14 protein-coding genes and 1 pseudogene are annotated in these 14,254 nt (G+C 60.8%); 4 read left to right on the top strand and 11 right to left on the bottom strand.

The genetic code is table 11. The annotated features are described in order from the left end of the window. Positions 1-256, bottom strand: a 256-nt coding sequence (locus tag Q8M85_RS03750) for a transposase (protein ID WP_305540470.1), incomplete at its 3' end; no start/stop codon positions are given. A gap of 186 nt (positions 257-442) precedes the next feature. Here Q8M85_RS03750 and Q8M85_RS03755 point away from each other — a divergent pair. Beyond that, positions 443-745, top strand: a complete 303-nt coding sequence (locus tag Q8M85_RS03755) for an exonuclease domain-containing protein (protein WP_305540472.1) — start codon at positions 443-445, stop codon at positions 743-745. A 146-nt stretch (positions 746-891) separates the two neighbouring features. Here Q8M85_RS03755 and Q8M85_RS03760 read toward each other — a convergent pair. Then, positions 892-1,365 (bottom strand): annotated as a pseudogene (locus Q8M85_RS03760) (IS5 family transposase); the annotation flags it as partial. A 109-nt stretch (positions 1,366-1,474) separates the two neighbouring features. Between Q8M85_RS03760 and istA the strand changes: the two are divergent. From istA to tnpC, 3 genes are all read left to right on the top strand, one after another. After that, positions 1,475-3,001, top strand: a complete 1,527-nt coding sequence (istA, locus tag Q8M85_RS03765) for an IS21 family transposase (RefSeq protein WP_305540473.1) — start codon at positions 1,475-1,477, stop codon at positions 2,999-3,001. After that, complete coding sequence (istB, locus tag Q8M85_RS03770) at positions 2,994-3,779, top strand: IS21-like element helper ATPase IstB (RefSeq protein ID WP_024815605.1); 786 nt, start codon at positions 2,994-2,996, stop codon at positions 3,777-3,779. Before istA ends, istB begins: the two co-directional genes overlap by 8 nt. A gap of 444 nt (positions 3,780-4,223) precedes the next feature. After that, a complete protein-coding gene (gene tnpC, locus Q8M85_RS03775; RefSeq protein ID WP_305540478.1) occupies positions 4,224-4,571 on the top strand; it encodes a Tn3 family transposase post-transcriptional regulator TnpC in 348 nt (115 codons plus the stop codon). A gap of 190 nt (positions 4,572-4,761) precedes the next feature. On the opposite strand, the gene Q8M85_RS03780 is transcribed toward tnpC, so the two are convergent. The 9 genes from Q8M85_RS03780 to Q8M85_RS03820 all read right to left on the bottom strand — a co-directional run bounded on the left by Q8M85_RS03780 (position 4,762) and on the right by Q8M85_RS03820 (position 14,248). Then, on the bottom strand, positions 4,762-5,031 hold the full coding sequence (locus Q8M85_RS03780) for a hypothetical protein (protein ID WP_087863745.1): 270 nt from the start codon (positions 5,029-5,031) through the stop codon (positions 4,762-4,764). Between the two features lie 152 nt (positions 5,032-5,183). Then, positions 5,184-5,591, bottom strand: coding sequence for a hypothetical protein (locus Q8M85_RS03785; protein WP_305540482.1), 408 nt, complete (start codon positions 5,589-5,591; stop codon positions 5,184-5,186). Positions 5,592-5,619: 28 nt separating this feature from the next. Next, positions 5,620-6,978: a hypothetical protein gene (locus Q8M85_RS03790; RefSeq protein ID WP_087863747.1), complete on the bottom strand. Its 1,359-nt coding sequence runs from the start codon at positions 6,976-6,978 to the stop codon at positions 5,620-5,622. Positions 6,979-7,010: 32 nt separating this feature from the next. Continuing rightward, complete coding sequence (locus Q8M85_RS03795; protein ID WP_305540484.1) at positions 7,011-8,045, bottom strand: hypothetical protein; 1,035 nt, start codon at positions 8,043-8,045, stop codon at positions 7,011-7,013. 23 nt (positions 8,046-8,068) lie between these two features. Beyond that, the gene (locus tag Q8M85_RS03800; RefSeq protein WP_305540486.1) at positions 8,069-9,649 is read right to left on the bottom strand and encodes an ArdC family protein; all 1,581 of its coding nucleotides are present in this window, start codon (positions 9,647-9,649) and stop codon (positions 8,069-8,071) included. 3 nt (positions 9,650-9,652) lie between these two features. Next, complete coding sequence (locus Q8M85_RS03805; RefSeq protein ID WP_255357421.1) at positions 9,653-9,787, bottom strand: hypothetical protein; 135 nt, start codon at positions 9,785-9,787, stop codon at positions 9,653-9,655. A 7-nt stretch (positions 9,788-9,794) separates the two neighbouring features. Then, positions 9,795-12,257 (bottom strand): DNA topoisomerase, encoded by a 2,463-nt coding sequence (locus Q8M85_RS03810; RefSeq protein WP_305540488.1) that lies wholly within the window; start codon positions 12,255-12,257, stop codon positions 9,795-9,797. Between the two features lie 22 nt (positions 12,258-12,279). Beyond that, the gene (locus tag Q8M85_RS03815; protein ID WP_087864245.1) at positions 12,280-12,735 is read right to left on the bottom strand and encodes a hypothetical protein; all 456 of its coding nucleotides are present in this window, start codon (positions 12,733-12,735) and stop codon (positions 12,280-12,282) included. After that, the gene (locus tag Q8M85_RS03820; protein ID WP_056639333.1) at positions 12,713-14,248 is read right to left on the bottom strand and encodes a toprim domain-containing protein; all 1,536 of its coding nucleotides are present in this window, start codon (positions 14,246-14,248) and stop codon (positions 12,713-12,715) included. Before Q8M85_RS03820 ends, Q8M85_RS03815 begins: the two co-directional genes overlap by 23 nt. Positions 14,249-14,254: the final 6 nt, after the last annotated feature.

A 14,254-nucleotide genomic window follows, 5' to 3' on the forward strand; every position in this document is an offset into this window, starting at 1 on the left:
ACTCCCGGTAGATCGGGGTGTCAAAGAAGGCTTCTTCCATCGCCAGATCCGACAAGGTGAACCACTGCTGCATGCAGGGGATGCGCAGCATGGTCTCCAGTGCAAAGGGTGGGCGACCGTTCTTGCCTTCGGGGTAGTACGGCGCAATGAGTTCGACCAACGCAGCCCAGGGAACAACCAGATCCATCTGGGCCAGCAGTTCCTGCTTGCGGGTCTTCTTGGTACTCAGGTTCAGATCAAGGCTGCCTTGCTTCATGGCCGTGAGGTTGCCATTGCCTGCTGACTCCTACCAAACAAGGGGGAGGTTTTGCAGGATTTCCTTAACCCCTTTCAGATAAACCACACCACACCCCATCCAACGCAGACTGCGCAACTCACTGGCTACGATGCCGGGGCAGCATGAACCAGACGTTTGCCCCACACCCAACCACCCGAAACACCCATGCGACTGATCATTCTTGACACCGAAACCACCGGCCTATCACCTGCTGAAGGCCGCATTGTGGAAATTGCCGCAGTAGAAATGCTGGACGGCAAGCTGACCGGACGGGAGTTCCACCACTTGCTGAACCCCGAGTGCCCCATCTCCGAGGAGATTTCAGAGATTATCGGCATCAACGACGCCATGGTGGCAGACAAACCCGCATTTGCTGATATTGCCCAGGCCTTCATCGATTTCGTTGGCGACGACAAATTGGTGGTTCACCGTGCGGAATTCGATAAAGCATTCCTAGGGATGTCCTGAACAACTCGGTTTCGCGCGTGCTACGAGACTGAGTTTTTCATCTGGCGCAATGGAGACCGTCTTTCCAGCGGTTCCGCCTTGTTTGGTGCCCCTTGTGGGGGCCACTTGCGCAGCCGCTGCGGCTGCACGGCTGTTTGCGGGCGCACTCATCCCTTCGCCCCCAGCAATTGGTGGCGCACCATCCACAGGTTGGACAGCGCAAACAGCGTCTTGAGCTGCAGTGTGTTCTTCTTCAATCCCCGGTAGCGCACCTTCACATATCCAAACTGCCGCTTGATCACCCGAAAGGGATGCTCCACCTTGGCCCGGATGCTTGCCTTGATCTTCTCCACCCGGTCTATGAGCGCGTCAACGGGGTTGTTCTCTTTGTCCAGCTCTTTGCGCTTGCCCGGGCGCATCGCTATGTGCCACGTCACGCCCGCCCTCGCATCCGGGCGCTTGTGAACGCCTTGATAGCCCGCGTCACCAAACCCGTCTTTTTCTTGCCCGTGCAGCAAGCTGTTGCCTTCTACAACGTCGGCCACGTTGCCCGAGGTTCCGATGACGGTATGCACCAGTCCTGACTCCGCGTCCACGCCAATGTGGGCCTTCATGCCAAAGTGCCATTCATTGTGTTGACGCCGACCGAAAACTGAGCCGCTTTTTGGTGTGATGCCGACCTAAAACTGAGCCAGGTGTTTTACCTACCCTGCTGTTTTGTGCAGCAAGGGAATGAAGAGGGTGATCACCATGGACATGATTGGCAAGATACGGCGGATGCACCGCCGGGACAAGAAGACGAAGCGGGAGATATCGAGGACCACGGGCCTGTCTCGCAACACGGTGGCCAAGTGGCTGGACGAGGCGCAGCCGGTCGAGCCCAAGTACCGCCGGGAGGCGGCGAAGGCGACCAAGCTGTCGGCGCACGAGGCGGAGCTCAAGCAAGCCTTGAAGGCCGATGCCAAGCGGCCCAAGAAGGAGCGGCGCACGGCCAAGGCCTTGTTCACGCAGATCAAGGCAGCGGGCTACGAAGGTGGCTACACGCGGGTGACGGACTTCATCCGCAAGTGGCGCCAAGGTGAAGGCCAACAGGCGGCCTGCAAGGCCTTCGTGCCATTGACCTTCGAGCTTGGCGAGGCCTTCCAGTTCGACTGGAGCGAAGACGGCTTGCTGGTGGGCGGGGTGTACTACCGCATGCAGGTCTCGCACATGAAGCTGTGTGCCAGTGGGGCCTTCTGGCTGGTGGCCTACCCCAGCCAAGGCCACGAGATGCTGTTCGATGCGCACACGCGCAGCTTTGCAGCGCTGGGCGGTGTGGCACGCCGGGGCATCTACGACAACATGAAGACGGCCGTTGACAAGGTCAAGAAGGGCAAAGGCAGGGTGGTCAACGCGCGCTTTGCAGCCATGTGCGCGCACTATCTGTTCGACCCTGACTTTTGCAACCGTGCCAGCGGCTGGGAGAAGGGGCGCGTGGAGAAGGATGTGCAAGACAGCCGCCGTCGCATCTGGGTGGAGGCGGGGCAACGGCGCTTTGGCAGCTTTACCGAGCTCAATGCGTGGCTGGGCGAGCGCTGCCGGGCTCTGTGGCGAGAGCTGCGCCACCCGCAGCACAAAGCGTTCAGCATCGCCGAGATGCTGGAGCTGGAGCAAAGCCACCTGATGCCGATGCCGGTGGCCTTTGATGGCTATGTTGAGAACCCGGCCAAGGTGAGCAGCACCTGCCTGGTGACGGTGGCGCGCAACCGCTACTCGGTGCCCTGCGAATGGGCGGGGCAAATGGTCAGCACACACCTGTACCCGGCGCAGATCGTGGTGGTGGCCGGCGATGCTATGGTGGCCACGCACGAGCGCCTGAGCGATCGCAACCAGACCCGCTACGACTGGCAGCATTACGTGCCGCTGATCGAGCGCAAGCCGGGCGCGCTGCGCAACGGCGCGCCCTTTGCAGACCTGCCCGAGCCATTGCAGCGCATGCGCAAAGGCTTGCTGCACCAGGAGGGCGGCGACAGGGTGATGGCGCAGGTACTGGCCGAGGTGCCCAAGCAAGGGCTGGACGCCGTGCTGGTGGCGGTGGAGTTGGCCCTGGAGAGTGCGCCGCCATCGGGGCGGGTGAGCACCGAGCACGTCATCAACGTGCTCGGCCGCCTGCAAGCGCAGCCCCTGCCCGAGACGGTTGCGACCAACCTGCAAGTGAGCCAGACACCCCTGGCCGACACGGCGCGCTATGACAGCCTGCGCGCTGGCAGCGACATGCAGGAGGCCGATCATGCGTGAGCTGGACAAGGAGTTCAAAGAGCTGCGCCTGTACGGCATGGCCGGGGCCTGGGAGGACCTGGTCAAGCAAGGCGGCCACGCCACGCTGGAGAGCTCGCGCTGGCTGCTGGAGCACCTGCTGCAAGCGGAAGTCACGGACAGAGCCATGCGCTCAGTGAGCTACCAGATGCACACGGCGAAGTTCCCCGTGCACCGCGACCTGGCGGGCTTCGACTTCGAATGCTCGCCCGTGGACAAAAAGCTCATCGAGCAGTTGGCCAGCATGGCGTTCACCGAGCAGGCGCACAACGTGGTGCTGGTGGGTGGCCCCGGCACGGGCAAGACGCATCTGGCCACGGCCATCGGCGTGGCGGGCATCACGCGCCATGGCTCACGCGTGCGGTTTTACTCCACGGTGGACCTGGTCAACGCACTGGAGCAGGAGAAGGCCCAAGGCAAGGCAGGCCGCATCGCAGCGAGCTTGCAGCGCATGGACCTGGTCATCCTTGATGAGCTGGGCTACCTGCCCTTCAGCCAGGCAGGCGGCGCCTTGCTGTTCCACCTGCTGAGCAAGCTCTACGAGCAGACCAGCGTGATGATCACCACCAACCTGGACTTCAAGGAATGGTCCAGCGTGTTCGGCGATGCCAAGATGACCACGGCACTGCTGGATCGACTCACGCACCACTGCCACATCGTCGAGACGGGCAACGAGTCCCACAGGTTCATGCACAGCACAGCCGTGGCCAAGAAACGCATCAAGGCACGCGAACAGGCCAAGAAGGCTGAGCCGTTCTGAGCGGTTCAAGGGCAAGCCGCTACGGGCTTCGCCCTGCGCGGCTTACCCTCAACGGACGACCACCGAGCTCGATCACCAAGGAGACCAAAACCGACCCAAGGCACTACACTTATCCACAGCCGACCTTCACAGGTTGGCCATTAGCCCTGGCTCAAAATTCAATCGGCACGGTGGCTCAATTTTGAATCGGCGCCAACACATGATGCGGGTGTTGCAGGAAATGTACGCAGATGGGGAGCCGGTTTCTGCGGCCGACGTTGAGTACCTGAGTCCCTACATGACCTCGGGCATCAAGCGTTTTGGCAACTATCACCTCGACCTGAAGCGGCCCCCGGAGCCCTGGGTCAAGGAATCACAGTTTCGTGAGGCGGCCAGGCGTGCACGGGCTGCTGCAGCTGCAGTGGCAGCGGAGGGGCAGCGAGCCGGCCAAAAGGGAGCAGGAGCATGAGCGATCCAGAAACCACCGTCCTCACGGCCTATGGTCGACTGGACAGGGCTTCGCTGACACGGCTACAGAGCACCTACGACACCTCAAAACTGCTGCGCGCAGTCGAACAGCTCGACAGAGTTGTGGGCAACGCACGAGGCCAGGACGGCCTTCGGGACGTACTGCTGCGGCTTCACGGTATGGCGCACGCTGTGGTCAACGGGGCCGGATTGTCAGGCTCTGCGCAAGAGAGCTTGCCCGAACTGGCTTTTGAAGCAACTTCAGAGATCCGTCAAACAATCGCTACGCTGCAGGAATGGGTGAAGCTGATTGAACCGCTGGAAACACTACAGGTGACCAAATGAGCTTCTATTTTGAATAAAGGAACGATTTCACATAACCAAAAGGCTTATGAGTCAAAACTGGCTTTATCCCGGCTTGCCCTCCTCATGTACGCATTGAGAGCATCCGCCGCCGCTTCGAGCTTAGCTGCAGCAGCCAGCCCTGCCTTCTTGCGACTGGCCTCCAGAGAGGCCTGTGTGCTGCGCGCCATCGCTAGTCCAGGCCGTAGGCCGTAGCAAAAGCGGCTTGACTGGGGTAGGTTTCACGCTCGCGATCAAGCAACCCGTAGCTGACGATCAATCCGCCATCCACCTCAACGACCTCGATTTTCCTCGGTTCGTTGCCAGCAGCCTCGACATTGCCGAAGAAGCTGATGCTCAGACCGGAGCCTTCCCGGTAGGCGATGGCGACATTGTTGATGTGGCTCATCGCATTGCAGACAGCCACAGCCTGCGATTGATTCAAGATACGTTGGTGGGCCATGCTATTCCTGTGAATTAAGCGATGGCCCTATTATTGCGCACTAATTGGCCTTTTAGTACACACTAATAAAGATTTTTTGCGCTTGCTTGCGCCCCCGCCCACTCCAGCCACCGGGTGGTCTAAGCCCGTGCCGGAATGGTAAGGGCTCCTGCCTAAGCGCTCGGGCTGGCCGACAGCTCGTCATCTTCTGGCTGAATGCGCGTTCCAGCCGTCTCAAGGCCGCTCACCTTGACCCTAGCCATGCGTGCAATGTCCGCGTAGTCGTCCAGGGTAGGCTCTTCGCCGTTGACCGAGTGCAGGTGCAGGGAAAAGAAGCGCCGCTCACCTTCCTCAAAGTAAGCCCGATCCTCTTTCGGCGTGGTGGTGGAAAACCACATGCGCTCCTGCAGATGGCTGCAGGAAGGCTCGGAAAATCCGAAGTCTTGAACAAGCCGTTTCAGCTCGTCAAAATCCATGTCTTCGCGTTCGCGCTCGTAGCCACGGTACGCCACTTCGCCAGCTTCGACCGACTCGTCAGTCACCACCTCGAACGTGATGGAAACGGTGTAGTTTGTGCTCATATAGTTCCTTACGGGTACGGTGTAACGGTCACATGCCAGGGGTCGGTGAATCGCAATGTTCGACCTTCATGGTCTTCCACAGAGCCCGGTCGATCATGAAATCGTCGGCGACACTGCTGACGCGAGACGTGTACGCAACCACTTCCTCGCCCTCAACGTCTACCCAGCCCAAATCGAAGTCGAACCGAGAACTGGCGTTCTTGATCTTGCCGTCCACCACCTCGCCATGCATCAGGACAAGCTGCTGGCTCTCGTCCAGTTCGAGATACCACGCATCACCATCCAGCACTACGGCAGTTCCCTCTTCCTGGCTGGACAGGTAGCCCGCAAGGCGATTCTCTTCCTCGCATAAGTTGGCCCAGGCAGCACCCACCTCGCCAGGGGCATCGACAAACACACGATCAGTCCTGATCGGAAAAGACGGCGCCGGAGTACGCTCAATCGCAACACGCATGGAGACGGCCACCGCCGCGTCAGACACGTTCAGAATACGGTCGGCGTCGGGGGTAAATGGATCTCCGTTGATGCTGACCACGCCGCCCGTGGATGCACTTACGCGGATGGCCCTGCCATCGGGAGTGGTCATCGTGCTACGCACCCACTCCTTGGCCTGCGCCTGCACCCAATCCCCCAGCGTTGCGCCCATCGCACCGGCCACTCGTTGCGCGAGAGCCTGCGCCTCGGGCTGGGTCCGCGCCTCCGTAACGGGCATCTTGGCTTTCAGCGCGTCGAATGAGGCTATGGCCGCATCAAGCGCGCCGATCACTGACTTACGAGGCATGACCTCACCCTCAACGAGCACATCGTCGCCTTTGCCCAGCTTCGCATAGGCCAGGACCATGGACGCACCTGGGGGCGCCTCCAACACAACGTGCAAGGTCAGCCCATCGGGGTCGGTTCGCTTGAATCCCGCCCGCTCAGTGCCATCGGCAAGAGTCTCGACCGCGCCACCAAACTCCAGCTCAACATCCTCGCCGTATTCACGGAGCTTGGTCAACGCGAAATCGGCTTTGATGATCTCAGGTGCCATGGATTCATTGATGGAAGCCGTCACATCCCGCAGAGCCTGCATCTGCGCTTGCCAGCGCGGGTCTTGGTTGGCGGGCGGTAGCTTGCTATTGCTGACCTTCTGGCCCTCGTCCAGTGCCAAGAGTACCGAGGCGTCTTGCAGCTTGTGATGCGCCTCGTGAACACCGTGCAACGCGAGCTTGCAATGCACCAGCGCCTGAACGATCCGGTTTTTGGTGATGGCCGGGTCAGCATGCTCGTGCTGATCCCGAAGCGTTTCCAGGCGCTCCACGCTCGCACGGAGCACCTGATCGGAGTGCATCTCACCCATGGCGATCTTCGCCAGATCACTGGAAAGCGACTTGTTGGAATGATCCATTTTGATCCCCTCGGCGATTGATTGCTGGAGGTTTATGGTGCCGGGTCGGCATCGTCAAAGCTGCGCTCGAAATCCTCGAATGTCACGCGCCCCTCGACCACCTCGCGCAAGGCATTCAGCTCAACCGCTTTCAGCTCACGGAAGGAGGTTTCACGCACCGTCTGTGGCTCGTCGTAGCCGGATGCCAGCTCACCCTTGGCGTTCACCAGCCATGCATCGCCTTGGCCCTGGTGGTATCCCGGCTCGAAGTCCTTGGTTGGCACCACGTACCGGAACTCGCCATCTGCGATGCCGGAGTAGCCGTCATCGGCAAGATAGACGCTGCCGCTCTGTAGCGCTTCACTCATGTCCACGCGGCCATCTTTCACCAGCGAGGCCACGGGTACGAACTGGTAGCGGCCCACGTTCAGCCCGTTCACATCATGGAGCTGGAAGTCGTTTGCACCATCGCCGATCCGGGCAGCGGCATCACGCAGGATGCGCGACACCTCCTGCTGCGGCTCATCCTCAAAAGCAAGGTTGCCCAGCTCGATAGCCAGACGCAGCCCGCTATCGGGGATTGGCTCGCTGGGCACGCGGGAAAGCACCGCAATTTCTCCCACCCGGTTGCCGTTCACGTCACGCAGTGGAAAAGAGCAATCGTCCAGGCTCATGCCCTCGATCTTGTCGGCTGCATCGCCAACGATCCTGGCGATCTCATGAGTGCGGCCCATGTCCGCAAAGGCTGCGTTGCCAGTGCTTTCAATGGAAAGCACTACATACCCCCCAGGCGATGCCTGGGGCAACTCGTCCTCACGCGCGGGGGTTGTGTTCTTCTCTGTCGTCATTGCCTTTTCCTTCTCCCAGTTCGCGGACATGCTCTTGGCCGTTGCAAGCGCATCGTCCGCGTCGTTTGTGTAGTACGCAATCGCTTCCTGCCTTTCCTCGCACCATGCCCTGCCTTTGTCGGGATAGCGCTCGGAAAGCCTGTACAGGTTGACGGTGACACGCCACTCGCCATCGGCGTGCAGCGCAGTCATCCCTGGAAGTTCCTTGATCGCGTCTCTTGTTGCCTTGATAGAAGCCATTTTTTGTTCCACGAGTGCAGCGCCTACGGCGCTGGTCCACCTACCTCAATGTCGCTGTACTGGCCGTCCAACGCCACATCCAGCTCGAAGCCGTCCAGCGCGATCTCATCGTCCTGGTCCTGGGCGACGCCCGCATTCACCTGCTGTGTCGCTTCGTCGCCCAAGCGGAGGCCTCCAAAGTCAATCTCCACATCCTCATCGGCAGCTTGAGCAGCCGGTGACGGGGAAACAGGCACCGGCATCGGCCACACCACCCCACCACCCCCTGGCGCGGGTGGCGGGGTGGCAACGGGAGCGGCAGCGGGCATCGGCCACGCCACATGCCCACCCCCTGGAGTAGCAGGCGGTTCCGCAACAGGCTCATGCGTGACTGCGGGCTTGATCGGCGCAAAATTCGGCAGCTCACCCTTGATAATCTTTTTGAGGTCAATGCCCTGTTGACGCTTCGCATTGGGGTCAGCCGCGCCAATTGCGTTGTCGGAAAGGTGCCCTTCAACAATTGCGCGTAGCTCTGGGTCGAAGTCAAAGACTGCGTTGTAGATTTTCTCGGCGTCGCGAGCCGCCTTGAAGATCGCAGAACGGTCCTCTTTCAAGAGCTTGATGTAGTCATCAAGGTAGGCCGCGTGGTCTTGCAGACCACCCTCCACGCCCAGTGCGGCGCAGATCATGGCCGACGCCATCTCGGCGCGCAGTTCTTCCCACACATATTCGGGCGAGTCGCGCTTGGCATCCTCAACGCCACGATTCAGCCGGGACTCGTGGCCCGTCCAATGCGCGATCTCGTGGATGACAGTGCGGTAGTAGTCACCTGGGGTCTTGAAGTGACCGCGAGGCGGCACCGTGATTTCGTCGCCCGCTGGATCGTAGAAGGCTCTATTGACCAAAGCGCCCTTGGCAGCTCGGGTCAGTTCACGATGTTCGATCACGGCGCCGGTTGCCTGGATCAGGCGCTCTGCATGCTCATTGGCATTGAACGGGCGCCGTTCTTTCATGGGCGGCATGCCCACCACATCGGCCCCGTTGAACACCAGGGCATAGATGGGCTTTGGCCGCTCCACCCTGGCCGTGGCCTCCAAGTCATCGACCGGAGCCCACTGGTACGAGTCGTGGCCACGGAACCTGCTACCTGTGACGCGCGCATTCTGCGCCGCCTCAATGGTGTCCGCTTCCTTCATCCAGCCGAGGCGCCCGTAGGCGGCATATTTGCCGCTCTTGAGCTGATAGACAGCTTCGACAGCAGGCTTGTCTGTCCCTGCAGACCACTCCACATCCTTGGGCTTGGACTCAGGAAACTGCCAAAACATCACCGCCTCCGACACCGCTCCCTTGCGAATCGAAAGCCCTGCCTGCTTGGCCTGATTGAACGTCAGCCAGCGCGGGTCAGCCGAGTCGCGTGCGAGCTGGCCCATGAGCAGGTTCACAGCATTGGCACCGCGATACTCGCGGCCCTGCTTGCCTTTCTGCGGCGTGTAGGGATTGAAGGCCTTGGTCAACCCTCGATCCCAGCTCGCCTCCCACGGCTTCGTGCCCTCCGTTTCCATCAGCTCTATGACCTTGTTGGTCACGTCCTGGGTGAAATTCGGGCGTGGCTTCTTTTCGTCCATGCCTCAACCTCCTGCAGCCACGAGCTGCTGGCCGTCGAAGATGACGTTGCGCTGGTACTCCGCAACGATCTCTTCCAGAAAGTCCAGGGGAACCGCGTCTTCGCGCTCGGCAATCGTCACGTCGATTTCATCGTTCATGGAATCCTCACTTGTCCTCGAAAAAGAAAGAAACCTTGCCCGCTGGGTCCAGGCGCAGGCCTGCGGCGAATTTCTTCTTGGCAGCAGACGTGAACCCACTCACTGGAGCCAATGAGCCCGTGCGGATCAGCGTCAAGGCCTCACGCTCAGAGAGCGTTCGGCCAGCGATGTTTGCCCACAGCGTGAAGTCCCCTGTTGCACACGAGTACCTGGGCTTGTCGCCACCCAGATGGCGCAACTCACCCTGGCACCGTGGACACGGTGCCTCGAATGGCTTGGCGGCTGCAGCGGCGCCGCTGGCCTCCGCTGAATCGGCGAACTCGAAGCCCATGGAGAAATCGTCCTTGAGCACGAGGATCGCGTCGAATTTGCGCTTGGTCTTGCTGCTGTGGAAGCCCTTGAGCAAGCCCGTTCGGCGCTTGGTCAACAGCTCGGTCATCTCGTCGGGCGTTATCACGCGCTCCGACACCGTGGTCCAGATCCCAAAACCGCAACTGCATTCGAGCTTGCGGTTGCCGCGCAGCTCGCCGCCGCACTTCGGGCATGGGGTCTTAAAAACCCGCTGGGTAGGCTCTGGCATTGCCGAGGCCTTGCCCTTGAGCACGTCGATCATGCCGCGCGCACTCTTGCCAATGCCGGACATGAATTCATGGCGGGCAAGGCGCCCGTGCTGCACGTCCTGCAGACGGTGCTCCCACGAAGCCGTCATTTCAGCAGAGGTGAGAGCGGACAGGTTGTTGCGGGTCAGGAACTCGTAAAGACCGTCGCCCTTGTCCGTGGGAACCAGAAACTGCTCTTTGCCTTCACGGGTCATGTAGGGCTGCTTGGGCTTCTCCCTGCTACCCGTGCTCAGCAAGCCTTCAATGATGGACGCCCGTGTCGCGGGCGTGCCCAGGCCAGTTTCGCGGATCGCCGCGCGCAGCTCGGAGTCCGCAAGGGTCTTCCCGGCTTTCTCCATTGCTCCCAGCAACGTGTTTTCGTTGTAGCGAGCTGGAGGCTTGGTCTTGCTGCCAACCGCCTGGACACCCTGGTTGCGTACCGCCTCACCCTTTTCGTAGGCACAAAGGCCTGGAGCATCACCCTTTTGACGGTCGCCACCCCACACCACACGCCAGCCTGCATCAAGCATCACCCGGCCAGAGGTGCGGAAACGCTCGTCAGCCACCACCGTGATGCGGGTGGTGGTCTGGTACACCGCATCCGGGTAGAAGGCCGCGATGAACCGGCGCGCGATCAGGTCGTAGACACGCTGCTCGTCGTCGGAAAGACCGCTAGGCCTCGTGCCGGTAGGAATGATCGCAAAGTGATCGGAAATCTCGTTGTTGTCGAAAATCCGCTTGTTTGGCTTCACCCAGCCGCCGTCGATGACGGCCTGCGCCAATGCGGCATAGGCAGTCCCACCAAATTGGCCCATCAGCGCTGCTGCAGGGGCCACGTAATCCTCCGGCAGCGCTTTTGCATCAGTCCGAGGGTAGGTAGTGACCTTGTGCGTCTCGTACAGCGCCTGGGCAATGTCCAGCGTCTTCTTCGCGGAGAACTTGAAACGCTTGTTCGCCTCGCGCTGCAGCGTGGTCAGATCGAACAGACGCTGCGGCGCTTCCTGGGTGCGCTTCGCCTCCTCAGTCACGCTGCTGGGCGGGACACCGTGGCACTTCGCCACCAGGGCATCAGCCCTGGCCTTGTCGAAGATGCGCTGGCCCGACGAGGCCTCGGGCTCGGCACCAGCTTCGTCGTCGTCCACCTCATCAACAGCCTCGGCCTTTGAGCTGGCATCAAACCAAGTCCCCTGGTAGCTCCCAGCAGCGACACCAAATGTGCCGCGCACCTCCCAGAAATCCTTGGGCACGAACCCCTTGATAGCGCGCTCGCGCGCTACCACCAGTGACAGGGTTGGCGTTTGCACCCGCCCTACGCTCATCAGCTCGTAGGCGCCATTCTGGCGCTCGTGAAGGCGAGTCACACCACGGGTGCCATTGATCCCCATGACCCAATCGGCCTCGCTGCGGCAATAAGCGGCATCAGCAAGGCCCTGGTATGTCGCACCGTCGCTGCGGTGCTTCCAGGCCTCAAGGATGGAGTCGTGCGTCATCGACTGCAGCCACATGCGGCTCATGGGCTTGCGACATCCGGCGTAATCGAAGATGAGCCGGAAGATCAGCTCACCTTCGCGCCCAGCGTCGCACGCATTCACCACCTCTGTGACCGATGGGTCTTTCATCAGCTTGACCAGTTGCCGAAGCTGCGGGCCTGCGTCCTTGGTAGGACGCAGCTCAAACCGCTGGGGGATCACCGGCAGGTCATTCAGACTCTTGCCACCCTCGTCGGCCTCCTTCGAGAAAATCTCGATCAGGTGGCCGCGTGCATTCGACACAATCGCGTCGCTACGCTCGTAGCAGCCGTCGCCCTTGCTGAATCCACCCAACGCCTTCGCAATGTCACCGGCAACAGATGGCTTCTCGGCAACGATCAAGACTCTTCCCATCACCATCCCCTCAGTGCGCTTGGCCTGCTGCGTCCTGCTCAGCCTTATTGATGAACTGCTCAACGATCTCTTGCGCCTTGATGGCGCGGGCTTCCTCTTCGTTCGCCGCGAGCACGGCGACACGAATTGCCGCGACGCTGCCGTCGCAAGCACCTTTCGAGTAAGCGACCAGCACACGCATCACATACAGGGGATCGCGCTCACTGCGCCCCCCTTGGGTTTCGTTGATGTGCTGCGTCAGGGCACGGAGTGCATCCAGCAGATCGTTCTTGCGCGCAAACTCGATCAAAGGCCCAATCTCCACCGGCTTGAAGACAGGGTGGATCACGAGCGGCGTGATCTTCTCCGCGTCAATGGCATCCCAGAATGTGATGCCATCGGCGCCGACCATGACGGTCTTGCGGCCACCGTAGAGGTCTTCGACCTCCAGAAAAGTGGCGGGCCTATATTTCGTTCGCTTGTCCATATTCATGCTCCTGCGCTAAAGGCATTCCATCGTCCGTGACAACGGGAATGCCAAATTTCTCAACCATCTCAGCAACCATCAAGGCTGCTGGGTCACGGTGCGATCCAAGGTAATCCTCAACCATTTTTGCGAGGTTGCGGTGCTGGAACAGTTGGCCAACGTTCGCACTCCAGTCCCGCCCCTTTGCCGTCAACTCAAAATCTTCTGTCACCAGCCCACGCGCAGCGAATTTGTTGACATGCTCCACCAGCGTCGAAGGACGGCCAAGGCCGTTCTTGTGCATGAGATGCAGCAGGCTCTGCTCCTGGGTCCAAGGTTTGAATCCTGCCTCCGGCACAACCACTGGGTACAGCCGCAACCCAGCTTCCGTCTTTCGGTGCCAAGGCAAACCTGCAAGCTCATCAGGCAGTCTCTGCAGATCGCGCAGCGCTGGCTGCTCCAGCGTGCAACGCACTCCACAATCCACCAGATTGCGAGCGACGAGCACAAGCACATGCTCCGGCAGGGACAGCAGTTCTGCCACCCGGTTCAACGGCACCTCGAAGGTCGCGGGATTCGGTGCCTCATGGCCGTGCTCAACCTGCAGCCCATGTGCGCGCACGGCGGTGAAACGCTCCGCGTCGAAGGCGGCGCCGTTCATGCGGGCGATCACATCAAGTCGCCGCGCTGCGTCCACGCTGATCGCCTGGGCCATTGATCGCGGGTAGGTCATCTGTCCCCGCTCATACAAGTCCTGCATCGCCCTGGACACGTCAGCAACTTCGGCACCAGTCTCCACGCTCGACAGCAGGACAATCTCACCGTAGTTGAGGGGACGGGCGCCGACCGTCGATTCAACGCTACTGCCCACCGACAAATGCACATCCAGCATCACGGGATCAGGTATGTCATCGCCCGCAAACACTGGCCGCTGCGCAATCCAAGGCTCGCAGCCGTCCTCGGCGGTAGCTGTGTAGGTTGCAACCCCCACCACGGGCTTTTGCTGGGTCAAGGCCAGGAGCAGCGAGCCCTGCACTCTCCCCACCGCGCCCTCAGCACTGGACAGTGCGCCGACAAGGCGATCAAGCACACGCCTTGCATCGCCCTTTGCCGCCGAGAGCGGATCAAAGGGCGCGGCGTCCTCGAAGGCAGCATGGACCTCTGACGGAGACAGGGCACGAAGCCGTACACGCACCACCCGCGAGCGATCCTCGGGGGCAATGACCAAACGCCACACGTCTCGGGCGATCACGTCGCCCTCTTGGTCGTCATCAGTGGCGATGACGATCCGGCCTGTAGTGCTTTGCGCAGCCTCTCGGATGCGTTCGCACGTAGCTATGCGATCCTCCCGGATCGCATAGTTTGTCTCGCGAAAGCTGCTTGTGATTCCCAGTGGCGACAACCGCGCCGGGTTGCCTGCGATGTGGCCTGCGGTTGCCTCCACCTCGAAGCCACGCATCCCCGCTCGCCAAAGCACATCCTTCAAGCTCGCGCGCTTGCCGGGTGCTTCAATGATGACAAGCGTCTCAGCCATGGCATG

The organism is Tabrizicola sp., assembly GCF_030694085.1.
Lineage (GTDB): Bacteria > Pseudomonadota > Alphaproteobacteria > Rhodobacterales > Rhodobacteraceae > Tabrizicola.

Bases quoted from the DNA above. Each gene is read 5' to 3' on its own strand.
- Q8M85_RS03755 (WP_305540472.1), top strand. From the start codon at position 443: ATGCGACTGATCATTCTTGACACCGAAACCACCGGCCTATCACCTGCT.
- istA (WP_305540473.1), top strand. From the start codon at position 1,475: ATGGACATGATTGGCAAGATACGGCGGATGCACCGCCGGGACAAGAAG.
- istB (WP_024815605.1), top strand. From the start codon at position 2,994: ATGCGTGAGCTGGACAAGGAGTTCAAAGAGCTGCGCCTGTACGGCATG.
- tnpC (WP_305540478.1), top strand. From the start codon at position 4,224: ATGAGCGATCCAGAAACCACCGTCCTCACGGCCTATGGTCGACTGGAC.
- Q8M85_RS03780 (WP_087863745.1), bottom strand. From the start codon at position 5,031: ATGGCCCACCAACGTATCTTGAATCAATCGCAGGCTGTGGCTGTCTGC.
- Q8M85_RS03785 (WP_305540482.1), bottom strand. From the start codon at position 5,591: ATGAGCACAAACTACACCGTTTCCATCACGTTCGAGGTGGTGACTGAC.
- Q8M85_RS03790 (WP_087863747.1), bottom strand. From the start codon at position 6,978: ATGGATCATTCCAACAAGTCGCTTTCCAGTGATCTGGCGAAGATCGCC.
- Q8M85_RS03795 (WP_305540484.1), bottom strand. From the start codon at position 8,045: ATGGCTTCTATCAAGGCAACAAGAGACGCGATCAAGGAACTTCCAGGG.
- Q8M85_RS03800 (WP_305540486.1), bottom strand. From the start codon at position 9,649: ATGGACGAAAAGAAGCCACGCCCGAATTTCACCCAGGACGTGACCAAC.
- Q8M85_RS03805 (WP_255357421.1), bottom strand. From the start codon at position 9,787: ATGAACGATGAAATCGACGTGACGATTGCCGAGCGCGAAGACGCGGTT.
- Q8M85_RS03815 (WP_087864245.1), bottom strand. From the start codon at position 12,735: ATGGACAAGCGAACGAAATATAGGCCCGCCACTTTTCTGGAGGTCGAA.
- Q8M85_RS03820 (WP_056639333.1), bottom strand. From the start codon at position 14,248: ATGGCTGAGACGCTTGTCATCATTGAAGCACCCGGCAAGCGCGCGAGC.